Below are 19,362 nucleotides of genomic sequence, written 5' to 3'. Positions count from 1 at the left end.
ACAACAGGTGATTTATTTTAATATTTCCAATATCGCAATCACCGCGTTATTGCTTAACGCTTCCATGTCAGCCTCTTCCAACTGCCATAACGCCAATCCGTCACGCTCGTGCATCAGGCGGCCCTGCAGCTCAAAAGCCCCGGCAAGCACAAATGCGTAAAATAACGATTTATTGTTTTGAAGTTGATAAAGCGCATCAGCCCTCCCGCCAAATACCCCTGCATGCAATCGAAACGGATGCATTCCGCTGGTGGGGACCAGGTCGATCAGTTCATTTTGTCTGTTGGTAATATCAAATTTAAAAACGGCGTCGCGCGGTAGATCTATAACCTCATCATCTTTTAACTGAAAATAAATGTAATTGATCCAATCGCTTTTATAAAGATTAGTTAATTCAAGACGCTCACCGGCAACAGCATAACCTACAAACAGCTCTCCAACATCAATCAGGCGGATATCTCCGTTTACCCTTTTTAGTAGCACTTCACCTGTAACCGGCATCAAAACAAACCAGCCGGAGTTTTCGACGGCGACATCAATCGAACTGCCGCCCGCCAGCATTTCATCATTCCATACCTCCAACCGGCCAAAGGGTTTACGATGCTCATTAAAGTAGTTACCATAGTTAAAACTGCTGTAACGCCTCAAGGTGTGGGTTTTCGTGAAACCTCTTTGGTCGGCCAAATGTATTTGCCCCGGTGAGATCTTTTCCATGTTAATTGTGATATTGCAATGAAGTTATGTTTATATACGGCTGCAATTGCATAAGGTTGGTGGATATGCAATTATTTTCGACATTTAACTGATTTTCGGCCTGTTGAGCGGATATCAGCAGATAATTATCTATGGTATCATGCCAAAACAACGGTTCGGAATAAAAATTAACCGCGACCTGGTGTTTATCCTTATCATTAATATCCGAATTGATGATCTCCAACTGAAACTTGCTGAACGTCAGAAACCGTCTGCCAACATTATTTAAAATATCAGGCATAATACTGCCAAGCTGCTGAATATAACCTGTAACCGATGGTGTAACCATACCGGCTAAACGCTGAGCATTGGGCACATTTCTTAACAACTCGGAATAGGAAGTATAGGCTGTTCCCTGGCTAAAGTTCTGGGCCTGCATTTTAAATTCCAGGTAGGTGCTTTCAAAAACCAGCTTATCCCATTGCTTGAACGACCGGATATCGATGATTTTACGATAACATAGAATGATGACGCGCTTTTGCATATGATGGTTCAAAAAACAAAATGGTTTTTTAAGCAGGTACACTTAAGCTGATAGCCAATACAAAACCGGCGGTGGTGCTACCGGTAACAGTAGCAGTTTCAAGCGTATATCCATCGCTAAACACATTATCACTCGCGTTATACGTATATCCGCTCATGCCTTTAGCATAACCATTAACAGCCGCCAGGGCCGTGCCGGAACCTTCCGGAAAAGCGATCTGTGTTACTTTCAATGATGTACCCGATGAGTTATACACATGAACGTGAATATGTGTAGCCCTGCCCGTATACCACCCTGGAAATATAGATGTAAAAGTTACCAGGCCATTTGAATCGGTAGTTTGCCTGCCACGTAAAAAATGAACTGATGTATAATTTGTTGATTGTGTACCGCTGCCGCCATATTCAGAATAATTGCCTTCCGCATCGCAATGCCAGATATCAACCAACGCTGACGATAGCGCGCTACAGCTATTATTGCTATTGTTGATTGTAATTTTCACGGTAAGTTTATACCCGGTACGGCCATCGGTAATATCGCTCCTTACATATGAAGCAGGCGAATGTGTTGGATATGGACCTTCCGTTTCGGTAGGCGCAACACTGCAACTGCCTGTGTCGGTTGAACCCGAGGTACTGCCGGAAGATGAAGTGGTAGTAGTTGTGACGGTATCAGCATCTTTTTTGCAGGCCTCAACCAATACCGACGATGACACTGCGCCAATTACCAGGCTTTTTAAAAAGTTCTTTCTTTCCATTGTTTGTTCTCCTTTTAAGTTTAATCTAAATCGTTGATTCAAAAGTAAAAGCAGTACAATAAGTGTTAAAACATGTGTCGGTTAGATGCGTTTTTGTGTCGATAAACAGCAAATTATCGGTGTGCGAAAAGATGAGATTGTATAAACATACAGTTGCATGACAGCTTTAAACCGTCAAATTTCTCTATCTTTGCATGTTTTTTTGAGAGTATATAATATTTATGGCATTAAAAAGCAGTGCGGTGATTACCGGTGTAGGTGGATATGTTCCCGACAACATTTTAACTAACAGTGATTTAGAAAAAATGGTTGAAACTAACAGCGACTGGATAGTTTCACGTACAGGGATCAAAGAAAGAAGAATCCTCGCCGACAGAACACTCGCTACTTCAGACATGGCTGCCTTTGCGGTAAAAAATTTACTTGAAAATGCCCAAGTTGATCCTTCTGAAATTGACTGTGTTATTGTAGCCACTTCAACCCCCGATTATCTGCTTATTTCTACCGCCAGCATCGTTTGTGATAAATGCGGTTTAAGCAATGCCTGGGCGTCTGACGTTAATGCGGCCTGCAGTGGTTTCCTTTATGCCTTTACCCTTGGCTCGAGCCTGGTTGAAAGCAACCGTTATAAAAAAGTAATAGTTATCGGTGCCGATCAAAACAGCGCCATTGTAAACTATGCCGACCGCAACACTTGTATCCTCTTTGGCGATGGCGCCGGCGCGGTATTGCTTGAACCATCTTCTGAAGATCTGGGCGTTATTGACAGTGTATTTAAAACTGATGGTCACGGGCGGGAACATTTATATGTACCTGGCGGCGGCTCTATGAACCCTGCATCAGAAGAAACCCTCGATGGTAAACTGCACTATATACGTCAGGACGGTCGCGTAGTTTTTAAAGCGGCCATTAAAGGCATGACCGAAAGCTGCACATCTGTGCTGCAGCGTAACAACCTTACCATAGATGATATTAACTGGCTAATCCCCCACCAAGCCAATTACCGCATTATCCACGCCGTAGGTGATGCTTTGGGCCTGCCTGAAAGCCGTGTTAAGATCAACATCGACCGTTATGGTAACACCACAGCCGCCACTATCCCACTGGCGTTGTGGGATTATAAAGAAGATTTTAAAGAGAACGATAACATGATCCTGACAGCATTTGGCGCCGGGTTTTCATGGGGCGCCACTTATTTAAAGTGGGGTAAATTGAGATAAGCGACCTCACCCCCAACCCTCTCCAAACGAGAGGGAGTTAAAATTCAACTCAATGACTACTGAAGAACGAATTAAAGAAGCCGAATCACGGATATTCAAAACCGTATTCCCGAGCGACACCAATCATTACGACACGCTTTTCGGAGGTTCGGCAATGGCCATGATGGACGAGGTAGCCTTCATTACGGCCACCCGTTTTACCCGTAAAAAAATGGTTACCGTATCATCCGACAGGATCGACTTTAACCGTCCTATCCCGGCAGGTACCATTATCGAACTTGTTGGCCGTGTATCACATATCGGCAATACCAGCCTAAAAGTTTTGGTTGAAATCTATATTGAAGAAATGTACTCTTTTGTGCGCGAAAAAGCCATCACCGGCACTTTTACCTTTGTTGCCATTGATGATCATAAGCACCCGGTAAGCGTTTTGTAAGCTGAAGGCTTAAAGCGGAAAGCTAAAAGCCAGAAAACGCTATCCTATTACCATTATTTAAAGATGCTTGCTTTGAGCCTTCGGCTTTAAGCTTTTCAATGTAGTTTCTTGCGCTTCAACAACCCGCCTGTTGTATCGTCAATGCTTTGCTGCACGATGAAAGCTTTGGGATCGATACGAAGGATAGTTTGTTTTAGCGATGGAATTTCCAAACGGGTAGCCACAGTGAACACAATATCCCGGGGATCATTTACATGGCCATCTTTTCCATAACCGCTTTTCCCCTGGTAAATAGTAACACCACGGCCAAGAGTAACTGTTATTGCCCTCCGTATCGCATCGCTTTTGGTCGAGATTACGGTAATACCCGAATATTGCTCGATACCGTTCAGCAAAAAGTCGATCATTTTGGCGGCAGCCATATAGGTTAATATTGAATACATGGCCGGTTCAACGCCGAGTACCGAGGCTGCTACTCCAAATATTAAAACATTAAGCAGTAAAATAAAGTCGCTCACCTTTAGCAGTTGTGTCTTTTTACTTACCAGCACCGCTGCGATTTCGGTACCATCAAGCACGGCTCCACCCCGCATGGCCAACCCGCTGCCGGTACCAATAAATACACCACCAAATACCGCGGTAAGCAATTTATCATGAGTAACATCCGGAAATTGCACTACTGCAAGGCATAATGAAAGCAAAGCAATGGCGGCGGTACTTTTAATAGCAAACCAAAGTCCAAGCTTCCGGTAGCCTATCCATAAAAAAGGCACGTTGATAACAAAGATCAAAACAGATATGGGAATGGAGGTTATATCAGATATCAGCATGGATACCCCGGTAGCACCACCATCGATAAAATGGCTTGATAGTAAAAAACCTTTTAGACCAAAAGCTGCCGATAAAATCCCGAGTCCGATATTTGCTGAATCCCTGATCGTGTTGATTGCCTTCATGCCCAAATATAGCTTTTTGGGGCTAAAGGCAGGTATAATAAGGATGAATAGGCAAAAACAGAGCAGCCGAAATCGTAAACAATACTCGGCTAAACCCTTTTTAGGAAAAGAACTCAGATAAGTATTGTTGTTGCTCAACAAACCATTTTGTTTATATAAATTCCTTATCTTTATTTAATTAATTGCTTATGATAACCGCTGAAGTGAAATTGAAAGAAAAAGATGCTGAAATGATTCTGAAAGTCATTTCAAAGCTCGGTGGAAAAGTTAAGGTTATAAACCCCGATCTCTCCAAAGAGACTTCTGCCAAAAAGAAATTTAAAGCCGACCTCGAGGACGCTTTCCATGAAGTAAAGCTCCATCAGGAAGGAAAAATAAAATTAAAGACAGCAAGAGAATTACTTGATGAGCTTTAATATTATCCCAATTGCAAGGTTTAGCAAAGAATTAAAACGACTTGCAAAAAAATACCCTTCGCTAAAGGCAGACTTTGCTAATTTACTTGATATTCTTGAAGTTACTCCACACCATGGTACTCCGATAGGGAAAAATTGTTTCAAAATACGTTTATCTGTTGCCAGCAAAGGCAAAGGTAAAAGTGGCGGTGCCAGGATAATTACCCATCTTATTATTAATTTAGATAGCGAAACGCTTTATCTTCTTAAGATATACGATAAAAGCGAAGCTGAAACAATAACTGACGCGGAGTTAAAGGATCTTTTAAATTCAATTAAAAGCTAATCACTTCACCACCACTTGTATCGTATTCCTGCTAATTTGCTCCAGCAAAATGGTTTTGCCTTCGGTTAGTTTCTTAACGGTATTCGCCCCGTCATGGCGTACTGTAATAAGCGTTAAACCCTCATTATACTTCACCTTAAAATCCTGTTTAAGACCAGTTAATAGCTTTTCAAAACGCTCTTCGTTCAAATCAAAGCAAACGGAAAAACTTAATGCTGATGTTTGCATCACATTTACCTTAACATTGTTTTGAGCAAACAGGCGAAACACATCGCTAAGGTGATCTTCCGTTATAAAAGAGTAATCCTTACCTGATACTGACAGTAATACCTGGTTTTGTTTCAGGATGATCACCGGCTTGGTAAACTGATTATGTCCATCTTCTTTAATTACTGTACCGGGCGCAGATGGGTCTGTAAACGGCTTTACCAGCAGTGGTATTTTAGCATTTTGTAAGGGTTTGATGGTTTTTGGATGGATGACACTGGCCCCGTAATAGGTCATTTCGATGGCTTCCGTATAGGAGAGCTCATCAAATTTAACCGTATCAGCAAAAAATCTCGGATCGGCGTTCAGGATGCCCGGAACATCTTTCCAGGCAGTAACCGATTCGGCGCCCAAGCAAGCTGCAAATATAGATGCTGTGTAATCAGACCCTTCGCGACCAAGTGTGGTGGTAAAATTTTCGGAGGTGCCGCCCAAAAAGCCCTGGGTTACAACAATACTTTTTTCAAGTAAGGTTGGAATATCCTTGCTGATACTTTCTTTAGTTTTATCCCAATCTACTATACCCTCTCTGTAAGTATTATCGGTATGCACATATCCGCGTACATCAAGCCATTTACTTTTGAACCCAACCTTGTTCAGGTAGGCATTAACTATCCGGGTTGATACCAGTTCGCCGATGGATATGATCTGATCATATACAAAATCATAGCTATCGTGTGGCTCATCCTCTATGGCCCAGTCAATCTCCACAAAGGTATTGGCAACTTCATCAAATACAGGGTGGCCCGGTTCAAATAATCCGCTCAGAATGTTGTAGTGATATTCTTTGATTTCGTTAAAGATCCCGTGCATATCATCGGTTTGCTCCATGTAGGCTTTGGTAAGCTTCTCCAGCGCGTTGGTAGTTTTGCCCATAGCCGATATCACGATGAGCAATTGTTGACCCGTATATTGTTTTACAACATTAGCAAGGTTGGTAACACCCGCGGCATCCTTAACTGATGCCCCTCCGAATTTAAAAACAAGCATTTATTTAATGAATTGACTTACAACCGAACCCGGCTGTACTAATGATTTGATCTGTGCGTAAGGAATAAACAATTCGGTAATACCGGCCACGTATGGTTTAATGTCATACTGATTATACAAAAATTTAATCCCAAGTGGCGTAATGGAAAAATTAGTATTGAGCGCGAATTTGTTATCCTTAAAAAAATAGTTAGCGGCGAGTGATGCGGTATCACTTAATTTTTCATTCTTCCTGAAGAGTTTCTCGGCAACGGCATTTAATTTATCATGATACCCGTCAACAAGAACATCATCAAGTTTGAGATTTTTACCGGCTTTGGCATCCCAGTTTATAAAGCCGACTGATGTGCTGCCATGAGCACCACCAGTGTATGAATAGCCCCGTACTTCGAGCGTTGTTAAGCTCGAATCCTGGTGGATTACCTTAACGGAATCATCCAGCGTAAAAAACATTCCCGACCGCAGGTTAGTCTTCCTGAATTCATCATATGATTTCAGGAACCTTTTGCTCATCAGCTCCAGGCTGGTGTCGGGCTTTCCATCCATAGCAAACATCGATGTAAGCTTACGGGTTATGGTATCATTTAAAGTTTTGGCGCTGTCGAAAACAGGGTAATTAATTTTTACCACCGTACAGGCGCTATCAGATTTAACGCCACAATCTGCTGCCCGTGCTTTGATGACTTTATAAGCATAACGCAGGGTATCAAATGACTTCTCGGGAATTTTATTAGGAACGCCCCACTGGCACGATGATAATCCCATCGCCATAAAAAACAACAGGCCCAGATTTTTCATAGGTATAGTATTAGTAGTTTAACAACTGCTCTTTTGAAAGCGAAGCATTTAACCAGCCCGCCTCAATATTCGCGCCGTACTTATTGTAAAAGTTAATGGCCGGTTCATTCCAGTCGAGCACCTGCCAAACCATACCGCTGAAACCTCTTTCTTTAGCTTCCCGGAGCAGCCTGTCGAAAAGTAGCTTGCCGATCTTCTTGCCGCGCATCTCTTCGGTTACAATCAGATCTTCCAGGTACATGCGGGAGCCTTTCCAGGTGGAGTAGCGAACATAGTACAAGGCAAAACCAACCACAACGCCGTCAACTTCGGCCACAAAAGCTTTCCAGACAGGGTTAGGGCCAAACCCGGTTTCTTCAAAATGCTGCAGGGTTACGGTAACCTCTTCCGGCGCTTTTTCATATAACGCCAATTCGTGTACCAGCTCCATTAAACGGGGACAATCGGATTGAACCGCGTAGCGAATATTAACCTCCCCCTGAAGGGGGTGCTGACTTTCAATTTTATTTTCTGTGTTATTCATGTTATTAATTGTCTGAACTCGAATTAAACGAATTAAGAGAATTTATCGAATTTGGCAAACATTCAGTCAATTCTGCGCCGTTGTTGGTGTTGTCACCAACAACTTTCTATTTATTTTAACAGGTGTTCAACTTTTTTAGGTGTGAACACTTACAGATATTCCACAAAAAAAATCAATTGATAATCAACCATTTAATTTTACGGATTATTGCCCATTCAAACAAAATGAACACATAATAACTGACAATCAAATACTTAGCTTTTTCACAATCTTACAAACTGAACACCCGTTTTTAAAAAATTGAACACTTAATTTCATTTCAAAAAACATGTTGTTGGTGACAACACCAACAACGGGCGGAACGCGCGGGATTTTCGTCTGAACCGGAATTTATCGAATTAAGCGAGTTATTTGAATGGTAATTTCATTCTGTCAATTCTTTAATTCCATAAATTCCGGTTCAGACAAATTCCAGTCAATTATTTTTCCAATGCTTAATTACCCTGCCGCCAAATATAGTACTGCCTAAACGCACCATATTACTGCCCTGCTCAATGGCCAGTTTATAATCCGACGACATGCCCATCGACAAAATATCAAAACTTTCTTCCTTCCTGAAATAGCTCAATTTTATGCCTTCAAAAAAGGTATTCAGCTCGTAATATTCTTCCTTGATCTGCTTTTCGTTATCGGTGTTTGTAGCAATGCCCATCAAGCCACGGATACGAACGTTTTTCATTGCAGCAAACTCTTCAGAGCGCAGCAATTCTATTGCTTCATCAAAGCCCAGTCCGTATTTGGTTTCTTCGTCGGCTATATAAATTTGCAAAAGGCAATCAATTACCCTTCCGGCTTTTTCAGCATGTTTGTTGATTTCGTGCAAAAGCTTCAGGCTATCAACAGACTGGATCATACTTACAAAAGGCGCTATATACTTTACCTTATTGGTTTGCAGGTGACCAATCAAATGCCATTCGATATCTTTAGGCAGTTGCTCATACTTCTCAACCATTTCCTGCACTATATTTTCGCCAAAAAGGCGCTGTCCGGCATCATAGGCTTCCTGTACATCTGCAACAGGTTTTGTTTTTGATACGGCCAATAATATTACCTTATCTGCTTCCGTTTCCTTTTTTAAGCTTCTGATGTTATCTGCAATGCTCATTTATCCGTAAATTTGCTTAATTAATCAGCCGCTAAATTACTGAATGCATAAATATATAACCTTGTTTTTTTCTGCAGCACTTTTTTTATGTGCCTGCAATGGCAAAAGTATTCCCAACGACGTCCTCAAACCCGACGCTATGGCAGCGGTGTTAACCGAAATGCACATCATCGACGGCAGCCTGTATAATACTACGCAAATACCCGATAGTTTGTATAAATACGGCGCGGGTAAATACATTGCCATGTTTCAGCGCCTGCATACCGATACCGCGCATTTTAACCGCAGCATGCGGTACTACGCCATGCAGCCCGATAAACTGCTGGCCATTTATGACCAGGTGGATATAAAAATTAAAAGTAAAACCGATTCGCTTGCCAAAGTGCAAACAGAGCAGAGCAAGGCTACGCGTAAGCTCGATTCGTTAAAAAACTTAAATATTAAAACTAAAATAGATTCGGCAAGAAAAATGCATCCTCATGAAAACACGGAAGCCCGCAAAGCCGACTCATTGAAAAATTTAAAAACTAAACTAAAAACCGACTCGGCAAGGAGATTCCATCCCCGCAAAAGCAAGAAAGCCCGCAAAGCCGACTCGTTAAAAAACTTAAAGTCATAACCTGATGCTTTACCCCCAAAACAGTGTAGATAAGCTGGGTTTTACCGAGATAAAAGAACTGATAAAAGCACATTGCCTGAGCGAAATGGGTCAACAAATGGTTGACAAGATCCAGGTGATGAGCAATTACGACCAGATCCATAAATTCCTGAGCCAGGCAAACGAGTTTAAGAATATCCTGGTTAATGATGAGGCGCTGCCTATTCAGCATTTTTTCGATATAAAGTCCCTTGCCAATAAAGCCCGTATAGAGGGCGTTTTTTTAAGCGAAGAAGAGTTTTACCAGGTTCAGGCTTCGTTAACCACGGTATTTGCCGTTATTGCTTATTTTAACGAGCGTGAAGGCCTGTACCCTAACCTTGAAGCCCTTTTTGAGCACCTGCCTATTGAAAAGGCGATCCTTAAAAAGATAGACGCCGTGATTGACCAAAAAGGCAAGATCAGGCCCAATGCATCGCGCGAACTGATGGAAATTACCACAGGCATTGCCAAAGCCGAACACGAAGCCCGCAAAAAAATTGATATGGTTTTTAAAAATGCCACATCAAACGGTTGGGCTGCCGATGGTTCATTAACTGTACGTGATGGCAGGTTGGTGATCCCCCTGCTGGCCGAAAACAAACGCAAGCTGAAAGGCTTTGTACACGATGAGTCGGCCTCGGGCCAAACAGTTTACATTGAGCCCGAAGAGGTATTTGTACTCAACAACCGCATCCGCGACCTGGAATTTGAACGCCGCCGGGAAACAGTAAAAATTCTGACCGCTTTAACCACCGAATTAAGGCCCTATGTGCCTTTGCTGCTCTCCTATCACGGCCTGTTAACCAAGCTTGATTTTGTGCGCGCCAAAGCCCTGTTTGCCATTGATATTGAGGCCGAAATGCCGCAGGTGATAAACGAGGCCAGGGTTAAATTATACAATGCCCGTCACCCGCTATTGTTCCTGAATTTTAAGGCAGAGAAAAAAACGGTTGTCCCACTCAATATGCAGATAGACGAAGGTACCCGCATCATCGTGGTATCGGGCCCCAACGCCGGCGGTAAATCTGTTTGTATGAAAACCGTTGGTTTATTACAGATGATGGTACAGGCCGGCTTACTCATCCCCGCGGATGAAGCCAGTGTCGTAGGTGTGTTCAAGCAACTTTTTGTTGATATAGGCGATGACCAGTCGATAGAAAGTGATTTGAGTACGTATAGCGCCCACCTGTCCAAAATGAAAAATTTTGTGGAGCAGGCCAACGGCAAAACCCTGATCCTGATAGATGAGTTTGGTACCGGTACTGATCCGCAATTTGGCGGGCCAATTGCCGAAGCTGTGTTGGAATCACTCAATCAAAAAAAAGTTAAGGGAATGGTAACCACGCACTACTCCAACCTTAAAATATTTGCCAGCAATACCGAGGGCATTGAAAATGCCTCTATGCTGTTCAATAACATTGAGATGAGGCCGCTGTACCAGTTGGAGATTGGCAAACCCGGCAGCTCATATGCTTTTGAAATTGCCCAAAAAATAGGATTACCGGCCAACGTGCTTAACCTCGCCAAAAACAAAATAAGCGAAGGGCAAAAAAAGGTGGACACCCTGCTGGTTGATCTGGAGCGTGAAAAACGTTCTATTTTTGAAACCAAACAAAAACTGGATAAGCAGCAGCGCAAGGTAAATGAATTGCTGGCCGAAAACGAGAAACTGAAAAGTTATCTTGAAGAAAACCAACGCTCGCTCATTAAAGAAGCTAAAGACCAGGCCAAGAATATTATCCTTAACGCCAACAAGCTGGTTGAAAATACTATATCCGAAATAAAGAGCAGTAATGCCGATAAAGAAAAAACAAAGCAGCTGCGCGAAAATCTGAATGTTGAGCTTAAAAAGAACACCGTTAAAACTGAGGCACCAAAACCTACTGCCCCTGCCGATGAAGAATTAAAACCCGGCGACTGGGTGAAACTCACCGATTCGGAAACTACAGGCCAGGTGATAGAGATCATTAAAGAGAATGTAGTAATTGCCATTGGCGATTTACGCACCGTTGCTAAAAAGAAACGCGTGATTAAAGTATCTAAATCGTCTGTTCCCAAAGAGATCAGGCGAAATTTCAGTTCGCACACCAATGACATGGCCAGTTTTAGTCCGGAGATTGACGTACGTGGCCAGCGTACCGAAGATGCGCTTCACGCCATTGAAAAACTGTTTGACCGTGCACTGATGATGGGCTTTAACAACCTCAAGATCATTCACGGTAAAGGCGATGGAATTTTACGCAAAATGATCAGGCAATACCTCAAAAAATATGAACAGGTTGACCGCATGGAAGATGAGCATGCTGATCGTGGCGGAGATGGAATAACTTATGTATATTTGAAGTAACGGCAAGGTTAAAATAAATAACCAAATAACAAGGAACGTCATTGCGAGGTACGAAGACAACCGACCGGAGGGAGCTCATTAATACCTATAAAAAACAAATTATAAGTATTAATAATCCCAAACTATACAAAGCGGATTTGCATATTCGCTCTGCCAATCGGGGATTGCTTCGTACCTCGCAATGACGGTTCACGATTGGTTAGCATTAATTTACCGATTCAACCTTAACTTATTTCAAATAAACTATGTCTTTAAAATCTATTGCTCCTATGTTATACACCCGGCAGGTACGGGAAAGTGTTGATTTTTATATTAATAACCTTGGTTTTACCTGCATTGGCTATGATGAGGACTGGGGCTGGGCCACGGTAAGCCGTGATGATATCGAGATCATGTTTGCTTTGCCTGTTGATAATGCATCGTTCACTGTACCTAAATTTACCGGCTCATTTTATATCCGCACGGATAAGGTTGATCTATTGTGGAGCGAACTGAAAGACAGGGCGGTGATTTGCTACCCCATTGAAGATTTCAATTACGGCATGCGCGAATTCGGCGTGTTTGATTATAATGGCTACCTGCTGCAGTTTGGGATGCCGATTGAATGATAATTTCTTAACAAATATTTAGCGGATAAGCCAATGACTTATCCGCTTCCCCGCCGTTGTTGGTGACAACACCAGAAGTGTTCGGAAGAAATAAAAAAAGCGAGGGATTGTGCGATTCCCTCCCCTGGGAGGGTGTAGGGAGGGGTTTCATTCACAGACTTATTAGCCTGAAATGACGTATAAACCCCTCCCTGCCACCACGAAATCCAGCCGCCCCCCTCCCAAGGGAGGGAATTAAAAATCTTCCGAACACCTATGGTGACAACACCAACAACGGCACAGACAAACCTAAGAAGCAATAGCTTATGGCCTTAATACTCGTACTGATCGGTGCAACAATCTTGTATTTAATAAATGGAAAAAAACTTTCGAATAAGACAACCTCTCTAAAAATATGGTGGTTCATTATTTATGCGGGCATTACTTTAGTGGGATTGTTGTTATTTTTTGAAATACTCCACATTATAAAATATCATTCAGTTGGATAACCATGATCTAACAGGTATATAGTTTCCTAACAACACCAAACAACGACATAAAGGGGTATGTTTTGCTTTGGCAAGTCAATCGCATAAGCACACCCCTGCCAACACACCTTCCTTACGCGCCCCCTCTCAAGAGGAGATTTTTTTGCTGCATTAATTTTGTATAAGTTTCCCCCCGCCGTTGTTGGTGTTGTCACCAACAACATTTGCTTACCAGTTTTATTAACGGTAACGTAATTAAAAAACATAATTTAGAAGTTGTTGGTGACAACACCAACAACGGCAGGCATAGAGGAGATTTTTTTGCTGCATTGATTTTGCATAAGTTTCCTATTTTTAGGGCGGCCAAACCCTAATAAAGATGCGCAGATTATATTTTCTTGTACTTTTCATTGCATTTACCGGTTCAATAACAAGCTGTTTCGCTCAAAATATTATTTTAAAGAGCAAAGATCAGCGCATCCGCTACACCGGGCGGATCAATCAAACTGATGAAGCTGCCGAACTATACTGGACGGGCTCATCGCTAAAAATTAATTTTGACGGAACAGGCGCATCGGCTGTGATGCAGGATGAACGGGGCGAAAACTATTTTACCATTATTGTTGATGACAAGGTTGTAAACACCATCCACCTTGATAATACCAAGCAGGCTTATACACTCGCTGAGAACCTGCCGAGCGGTAAGCACACCCTCGAACTGTTTAAACGTACCGAATGGGACAAAGGCAAAACCCTTTTTTATCAGTTCACCTTGGCCAAAGAAGCTACTGCATTAACTGCACCAGAGGCTAAAAAACGTAAGATCGAATTTTTCGGTAACTCCATTACCTGCGGTTATGCCGATGAGGACACCACCGGGCAGGATCGTGGCAGCGCCCCTTATGAAAACGGCTACCTTAGCTACGCGGCCCTTACTGCCCGTCACTTTAATGCACAGTATGTTTGCACCTCTAAAAGCGGGATCGGCATTACCGTGAGCTGGTTCCCGCTCATTATGCCCGAAATGTATAACCGCCTTGATCCAACAGACCCAACAAGCACCTGGAATTTCAAAAAGTATACGCCCGATGTAGTAGTGATCAACTTGTTTCAAAACGATTCGTGGATTGTAAACCAACCCAACAATCCACAGTTTAAAGAGCGCTTTGGCAGTAAAGCCCCCGAGCCGGAACAGATCATTAAAGCTTATAAAGAGTTTGTTAAAAATATCCGCAAAGCGTATCCAAAAGCACAGATCATTTGCGCGCTGGGTAGCATGGATGCAACCAAAGCAGGATCGCCATGGCCGGGTTATATTGAGAAGGCCGTTGCTGCTTTAAATGATAATGAAATATATACCCATTTTATCCCGTATAAAAACACCCCTGGTCACCCGAGCCTGAAAGAGCAGCAAGCTATGGCCGATGATTTGATCGCTTTTATGGAGAAGACGGTTAAGTGGTAAAATGAATATCCTTATTTCTTGCGCTCGTTTGCAACGAGCGCTTACTATGGTTTGGCGATTGCATCGCCAGTCGCGTTATAAACGCTAACCCTGGTTAAGCGCTCGTTACAAACGAGCGCAAGACTCTATCCTACTCTCCTACCCTCTGCTGATCAGGCAACTCATTAGGTCCGGGAATATTGGTTTGTTGCTTTTTGCTGGCATCCCCGTCATCGTCGGCAGTTCCTTCCTGGTATTGCTGCTGCGGGTTGGGCTTGCTATTACTGGTTTCCGTTTGTCCGCTGTCTTCATCCGAACGGCCGTTTTGTGACACGTTGATCACATTGCTGTAGTTGGCGTTACCGGCCTGGTTAGGATCTTTAAAATTGCTGTTTTCGGGATGTTCCTCGGCAGGCTGGGTGCGGTTAAAGTATTCGTTATTATTGCCCGCCATTTGCGAGGGGTTGTCTTTATCATTACCCGCCGGGGTGATATTGTTTTGGCCAAAGTTTTGGCCTCCCATACCGTTTCCTTCCATACCCGGGTCATTTGGGCTTTTCATTTCTGAGCTGCCAAACAAATAACTTCGTTTCAGGTCTTTTTCATCCTCATTATTGTCGTCATCTACCCGGTAAGCATTGGGTTTATTTCCTTCATGTTCGGGGCGTTTAAGCTCGTCGCTCCTGAACTCGTCATCTCGTAATTCCATAGGTTTTGATATTTGATGTATTAATTATTAATACAATTAATTTCCAATTGTTTTATAAAACCTATAAAACATCATTTATAAAAACACAGTCGTGCGGTAGGAAGTTATCTACATAACAATAAGCATTAAGCTTATTTTACTTAAATTTATAGCAACCAATTATAATATATGAATAAAGTAGTTAGTGGTGCTGATGAGGCCATCCGCGATATTACCGACGGCATGACCCTTATGCTCGGCGGATTCGGATTATGCGGATTGCCCGAAAATTGTATTGCCGCCCTGGTAAAAAAAGGGGTTAAGCATCTCACCTGTATCTCCAATAATGCCGGGGTTGATGACTTTGGTATCGGCTTAATGCTGAAGCAGCGCCAGGTAAAAAAAATGATCTCATCGTATGTGGGCGAAAATGCCGAATTTGAACGCCAGTTACTAAGTGGCGAGCTTGAAGTAGAACTGATACCACAAGGTACGCTGGCTACCCGTTGCATGGCGGCAGGCTATGGTATGCCGGCCATATTTACCCCGGCCGGGATTGGAACTGAGGTAGCTGAAGGCAAAGAAGTACGCAACTTTAATGGTAAGGATTATTTAATGGAGATGGCTTTTAATGCCGACTTCGCCATTGTAAAAGCCTGGAAGGGCGATACTATGGGCAACCTGGTATACCGGTCAACCGCCCGCAATTTTAACCCGGTAATGGCTATGGCCGGTAAGGTAACCATTGCCGAAGTGGAAGAACTGGTACAACCCGGCGAACTTGATCCGGATCATATCCATACACCGGGTATTTATGTACACAGGATTTTCAAAGGAAGTAACTATGAAAAACGCATAGAGCATGCGACGGTAAGGAGTAAACAATAAAATAATGCTTAGCCGCGCGTCATTGCGAGGAACGAAGCAATCGCGAACTATACAGAGGTACTTGCTTCGCTGCTGCGCTTGTTGGGGATTGCTTCGTTCCTCGCAATGACGGGAGCTACAAAACACATTTTCAAATTGAATTATGTTAGACAAACAAGGCATCGCAAAGCGAATTGCAAAAGAAATAAAAGACGGTTACTACGTTAACCTTGGCATTGGGATCCCTACGCTGGTAGCCAATTATATACCGGATACTATGGATGTGGTATTACAGTCCGAAAATGGTTTATTGGGTATGGGGCCTTTCCCATTTGAAGGGGAGGAAGACCCTGATACCATTAATGCAGGCAAACAAACCATTACCATGCTACCCGGCTCGGCAATATTTGATTCGGCGATGAGCTTTGGGATGATCAGGGCTAAAAAGGTAAACCTTACCATCCTGGGTGCTATGGAAGTATCCGAAAACGGCGACATTGCCAACTGGAAAATCCCCGGTAAAATGGTTAAGGGTATGGGCGGCGCTATGGACCTTGTAGCATCGGCCGAAAACATCATTGTAGCCATGCAGCACGTAAACAAAGCAGGCGAATCAAAGCTGCTGCCTCAATGTACACTGCCCCTCACCGGTGTACACTGCGTTAAAAAAATTGTGACGGAGCTGGGTGTATTTGACGTTTTGCCCGAAGGTGGCTTCAGGCTTATTGAAAGGGCTCCGGGAGTAAGTGTTGAAGAAATAAAACAGGCTACGGCAGGGAAGCTTATTATTGAAGGCGACGTGCCGGAAATAATTCTGTAGTCACGTCATTGAGTAACCATCAAGGAAACCCTGAAAAACACCGCGATGACGTATAAAATATATCTTAGCGATGGTGCGCCGGGCGCGTTAGCGATAGTAGCGGATACCGGCCTTGTGGCTAATGCCCGTGCAGTATGAGCGTATAGCGCGGGCCACAGGCAACGCCCATATCACAAAACAGGCCCCAAAAAACCAACTTGATAATCAATTATTTACGATGACGTCATCATAAGGCACGAAGACAACCGACCGTAGGGAGCTCATTAATACCTATAAAAATCAAATTACAATTATTAATAATCCCCAATAAGCAAGTCCGCTCTGTATAGCTCGCGATTGCTTCGTTCCTCGCAATGACGATTTAGTAAAACGCTATAGCATCCCTCAAAGAAACTCCTATCTTTAAAACATGAATTTCATCTTTGGCATTGCTGGAATGATGGGCATGGCAATTGGCGCACTGCTGTATTTTATACCCGCTATAATTGCCCGCGAAAAAGCCGACTTTAAATTAATCTTCCTGTTAAACCTGTTTCTGGGCTGGACTATTATCGGCTGGATTTGGGCGCTTATCTGGTCGTTTGAAAAGGAAAAAGCGCCTTTAGATTATTATAAAGCCGGCTATCCTGGTTATACAACCGAAAAAGCGCTGAAGCTGCATGAACTATACAAACAATTTGATGCCGGCGTTATTACCAAAGCCGATTACGACAAAGCACTGAAAGAGATTTTAGGCGATCTGTCTTAAAATAAACGTCCCCTCAAATCAGCCGAAATTTCTTCTGTTATCACCATAATATCCTCGGCAACGTGGGTGTTATTGGTGATCACGCGATCGCATTCATCTTTGTAGGGCAGCAGGTATTCTTTGTAGGCCGGCACCACGTGGTTGATCCATTTGTACATCACATCATCATGCGAATAGCCGCGTTCTATCAGGTCGCGTTTAAGGCGGCGCTGCAGGGCGATGTCTTCATCAGCATCAATAAACACTTTCAAATCAAGCAGCTCCGATATATCTTTAAAATGCAGGATAAACAAGCCCTCCACTATCAAAATAGGTGCAGGCTTGATCTCTATCATTTTGGGGATAGCATCGGGGTTATTGAAAGTGTATTCTTGTTTCAGGATAGCTTCCTTATTTAAAAGCTTGCTGATATCCTGCTGAAAATGTTCATGATCAATAGTTGAAGGAAGATCAAAATTATATTCTTTGTTCTCCTCCTTGGTCATGTTATGTGCTACCGGGATGTAATAATCATCCTGCGATACGAGGCTCACCTCGTCGGCAGTAAAATGTTCTAAAAAGCACTTTAAAAAAAAGGTTTTGCCTGAGCCGCTTCCGCCGGCAATTCCAATAATATAAGGTTTATTCATTCGGGCTGCCGTAGCTGATATTTACCTGGAAACGTTTATCTAAAGCACCTAAAGCATCGGCAGTGTTCTTGGTCATGATGATCAAAACATTTTTGTTTGTTTCGTTATCGGTAAAACGGCCAACAACCTTTGCAAAGGTGGTATGATTGTTCATAGGGTTGGTAATTTTAATGATGGTGCCTATTGGTGCTGTACGGTGCAGCACCAACTCCTTTTTAGGATCTAAACCGGCGTCATCCATCCAGGTAGCCACGCCTTTTTCAACTTTCTCGTATAAACCAAAACGGTTAGCTTTGCCATGGTCGCCGGTGGTGTCCTGCTGCGCAGCAACAGAAGTTGAATCGCGCTGCATTACTGGCTGTTTAACCTCTTCGGGAGGTAAACCGCTGCGCACATTAATCACCTGGTTAGGTGCTAATGAATCAGAGCTTAGTTTATTAAGTGCTTTGATATCCTCAACAGATGTATTAAAACGCTTGGCGATAGAAAACAAGGTTTCGCCCGCCGATACTTTGTATTGCTGCACATTAAGCATGCTTACTTTTTTAACGGTATCGGCAGCTGCTTGCTGTGTTTTATTTACTGTAGCTTGGGCTACAGGCGCAGGTGAGCTAACCGGAGCTTGTACCTGTGGTTTGTTTTGCTGAACAGGGGCCTGGGTAACCGGCTTTTGTTGTACAGGCGCAGAAGTAGTTGCTACCTGTTTTGCAGGCGCAGTTACGGCAGGCTGTGCAGCAGCTTCACCTGAAAAAGGTAATTCGGTAGGTACTTTAACAATGCCGCCAATTTTAAGCGGGGCGTTATTATTAAACTGTATAATAGCTTTAGGGCTGACGTTGTAGCGACGGCCTATAGAGTAGTAATTGTCTTTGGGATCAAGCTTGTGAACGATCACTTTTTTGCCGTTCAGGTTTTCAACACCAATTGAATCAACAACTGGGTTTGCAAAAAGCGATATGGAGAGTGTGAGTAAGGGAGCGACCAATAATAAAATCTTAAATTTCATAATAAATT

At 43.0% G+C, this 19,362-nt stretch carries 22 protein-coding genes; 11 read left to right on the top strand and 11 right to left on the bottom strand.

The window, feature by feature from the left end:
- Positions 1-12: 12 nt before the first annotated feature.
- Genes IEX80_RS13205 through IEX80_RS13195 form a run of 3 tightly spaced genes read right to left on the bottom strand, consistent with a single transcriptional unit; the run spans position 13 to position 1,994 of the window.
- Entirely contained in the window at positions 13-714 is a 702-nt protein-coding gene (locus IEX80_RS13205) for a pirin family protein (protein ID WP_176623472.1), read from the bottom strand.
- A gap of 1 nt (position 715) precedes the next feature.
- Complete coding sequence (locus IEX80_RS13200; RefSeq protein ID WP_176623470.1) at positions 716-1,237, bottom strand: hypothetical protein; 522 nt, start codon at positions 1,235-1,237, stop codon at positions 716-718.
- Between the two features lie 28 nt (positions 1,238-1,265).
- Positions 1,266-1,994, bottom strand: coding sequence for a dioxygenase family protein (locus IEX80_RS13195; RefSeq protein ID WP_176623468.1), 729 nt, complete (start codon positions 1,992-1,994; stop codon positions 1,266-1,268).
- A gap of 221 nt (positions 1,995-2,215) precedes the next feature.
- Here IEX80_RS13195 and IEX80_RS13190 point away from each other — a divergent pair, with 221 nt between their 5' ends.
- Positions 2,216-3,214, top strand: coding sequence for a beta-ketoacyl-ACP synthase III (locus IEX80_RS13190; protein ID WP_188833152.1), 999 nt, complete (start codon positions 2,216-2,218; stop codon positions 3,212-3,214).
- Between the two features lie 52 nt (positions 3,215-3,266).
- A complete protein-coding gene (locus IEX80_RS13185; protein ID WP_091163312.1) occupies positions 3,267-3,650 on the top strand; it encodes an acyl-CoA thioesterase in 384 nt (127 codons plus the stop codon).
- A gap of 95 nt (positions 3,651-3,745) precedes the next feature.
- Here the strand turns inward: IEX80_RS13185 and IEX80_RS13180 are convergent, their stop codons facing one another.
- Positions 3,746-4,606 carry a YitT family protein gene (locus IEX80_RS13180; RefSeq protein ID WP_188833151.1) on the bottom strand — a complete coding sequence of 287 codons (861 nt, stop codon included), beginning with the start codon at positions 4,604-4,606 and terminating at the stop codon, positions 3,746-3,748.
- Between the two features lie 188 nt (positions 4,607-4,794).
- Between IEX80_RS13180 and IEX80_RS13175 the strand changes: the two genes are divergently transcribed.
- Positions 4,795-5,022 (top strand): hypothetical protein, encoded by a 228-nt coding sequence (locus IEX80_RS13175; RefSeq protein ID WP_188833150.1) that lies wholly within the window; start codon positions 4,795-4,797, stop codon positions 5,020-5,022.
- Positions 5,012-5,347, top strand: a complete 336-nt coding sequence (locus IEX80_RS13170) for a hypothetical protein (protein WP_188833149.1) — start codon at positions 5,012-5,014, stop codon at positions 5,345-5,347. The genes IEX80_RS13175 and IEX80_RS13170 overlap by 11 nt, the downstream gene beginning before the upstream one ends.
- Here IEX80_RS13170 and IEX80_RS13165 read toward each other — a convergent pair whose 3' ends face one another.
- The 4 genes from IEX80_RS13165 to IEX80_RS13150 all read right to left on the bottom strand — a co-directional run bounded on the left by IEX80_RS13165 (position 5,348) and on the right by IEX80_RS13150 (position 9,090).
- The gene (locus IEX80_RS13165; protein ID WP_188833148.1) at positions 5,348-6,604 is read right to left on the bottom strand and encodes an aspartate kinase; all 1,257 of its coding nucleotides are present in this window, start codon (positions 6,602-6,604) and stop codon (positions 5,348-5,350) included.
- Positions 6,605-7,402 carry a DUF3298 and DUF4163 domain-containing protein gene (locus tag IEX80_RS13160; RefSeq protein ID WP_188833147.1) on the bottom strand — a complete coding sequence of 266 codons (798 nt, stop codon included), beginning with the start codon at positions 7,400-7,402 and terminating at the stop codon, positions 6,605-6,607.
- 10 nt (positions 7,403-7,412) lie between these two features.
- Complete coding sequence (locus tag IEX80_RS13155) at positions 7,413-7,925, bottom strand: GNAT family N-acetyltransferase (protein ID WP_188833146.1); 513 nt, start codon at positions 7,923-7,925, stop codon at positions 7,413-7,415.
- A 475-nt stretch (positions 7,926-8,400) separates the two neighbouring features.
- Positions 8,401-9,090 (bottom strand): YggS family pyridoxal phosphate-dependent enzyme, encoded by a 690-nt coding sequence (locus IEX80_RS13150; protein WP_188833145.1) that lies wholly within the window; start codon positions 9,088-9,090, stop codon positions 8,401-8,403.
- A gap of 43 nt (positions 9,091-9,133) precedes the next feature.
- Here IEX80_RS13150 and IEX80_RS13145 point away from each other — a divergent pair, with 43 nt between their 5' ends.
- From IEX80_RS13145 to IEX80_RS13130, 4 genes are all read left to right on the top strand, one after another.
- Positions 9,134-9,709 carry a DUF4296 domain-containing protein gene (locus tag IEX80_RS13145; protein WP_090523992.1) on the top strand — a complete coding sequence of 192 codons (576 nt, stop codon included), beginning with the start codon at positions 9,134-9,136 and terminating at the stop codon, positions 9,707-9,709.
- 4 nt (positions 9,710-9,713) lie between these two features.
- Entirely contained in the window at positions 9,714-12,077 is a 2,364-nt protein-coding gene (locus IEX80_RS13140) for an endonuclease MutS2 (RefSeq protein ID WP_188833144.1), read from the top strand.
- 245 nt (positions 12,078-12,322) lie between these two features.
- Positions 12,323-12,685, top strand: a complete 363-nt coding sequence (locus IEX80_RS13135; RefSeq protein WP_229701620.1) for a VOC family protein — start codon at positions 12,323-12,325, stop codon at positions 12,683-12,685.
- Between the two features lie 846 nt (positions 12,686-13,531).
- Positions 13,532-14,617 (top strand): SGNH/GDSL hydrolase family protein, encoded by a 1,086-nt coding sequence (locus IEX80_RS13130; RefSeq protein WP_176623450.1) that lies wholly within the window; start codon positions 13,532-13,534, stop codon positions 14,615-14,617.
- Positions 14,618-14,747: 130 nt separating this feature from the next.
- On the opposite strand, the gene IEX80_RS13125 is transcribed toward IEX80_RS13130, so the two are convergent.
- Complete coding sequence (locus IEX80_RS13125) at positions 14,748-15,305, bottom strand: hypothetical protein (protein ID WP_188833143.1); 558 nt, start codon at positions 15,303-15,305, stop codon at positions 14,748-14,750.
- A 168-nt stretch (positions 15,306-15,473) separates the two neighbouring features.
- Here IEX80_RS13125 and IEX80_RS13120 point away from each other — a divergent pair, with 168 nt between their 5' ends.
- The 3 genes from IEX80_RS13120 (at position 15,474) to IEX80_RS13110 (ending at position 17,719) form a co-directional block, all read left to right on the top strand.
- Positions 15,474-16,172, top strand: coding sequence for a CoA transferase subunit A (locus IEX80_RS13120; RefSeq protein ID WP_188833142.1), 699 nt, complete (start codon positions 15,474-15,476; stop codon positions 16,170-16,172).
- A 142-nt stretch (positions 16,173-16,314) separates the two neighbouring features.
- The gene (locus IEX80_RS13115) at positions 16,315-16,971 is read left to right on the top strand and encodes a 3-oxoacid CoA-transferase subunit B (protein WP_090523970.1); all 657 of its coding nucleotides are present in this window, start codon (positions 16,315-16,317) and stop codon (positions 16,969-16,971) included.
- A gap of 409 nt (positions 16,972-17,380) precedes the next feature.
- Positions 17,381-17,719 carry a superinfection immunity protein gene (locus IEX80_RS13110; protein WP_090523962.1) on the top strand — a complete coding sequence of 113 codons (339 nt, stop codon included), beginning with the start codon at positions 17,381-17,383 and terminating at the stop codon, positions 17,717-17,719.
- Here IEX80_RS13110 and IEX80_RS13105 read toward each other — a convergent pair.
- On the bottom strand, positions 17,716-18,348 hold the full coding sequence (locus tag IEX80_RS13105) for a uridine kinase family protein (protein ID WP_091163301.1): 633 nt from the start codon (positions 18,346-18,348) through the stop codon (positions 17,716-17,718). The two genes, IEX80_RS13110 and IEX80_RS13105, sit on opposite strands and share 4 nt — an antisense overlap.
- Positions 18,341-19,354: a LysM peptidoglycan-binding domain-containing protein gene (locus IEX80_RS13100; RefSeq protein WP_090523953.1), complete on the bottom strand. Its 1,014-nt coding sequence runs from the start codon at positions 19,352-19,354 to the stop codon at positions 18,341-18,343. The genes IEX80_RS13105 and IEX80_RS13100 overlap by 8 nt, the downstream gene beginning before the upstream one ends.
- Positions 19,355-19,362: the final 8 nt, after the last annotated feature.

The sequence above is a fragment of the Mucilaginibacter rubeus genome (assembly GCF_014643835.1).
Classification (GTDB): domain Bacteria; phylum Bacteroidota; class Bacteroidia; order Sphingobacteriales; family Sphingobacteriaceae; genus Mucilaginibacter; species Mucilaginibacter rubeus.
The sequence above is the reverse complement of the archived record's forward strand: the minus strand, read 5'-3'. Positions and strand labels throughout refer to the sequence as shown.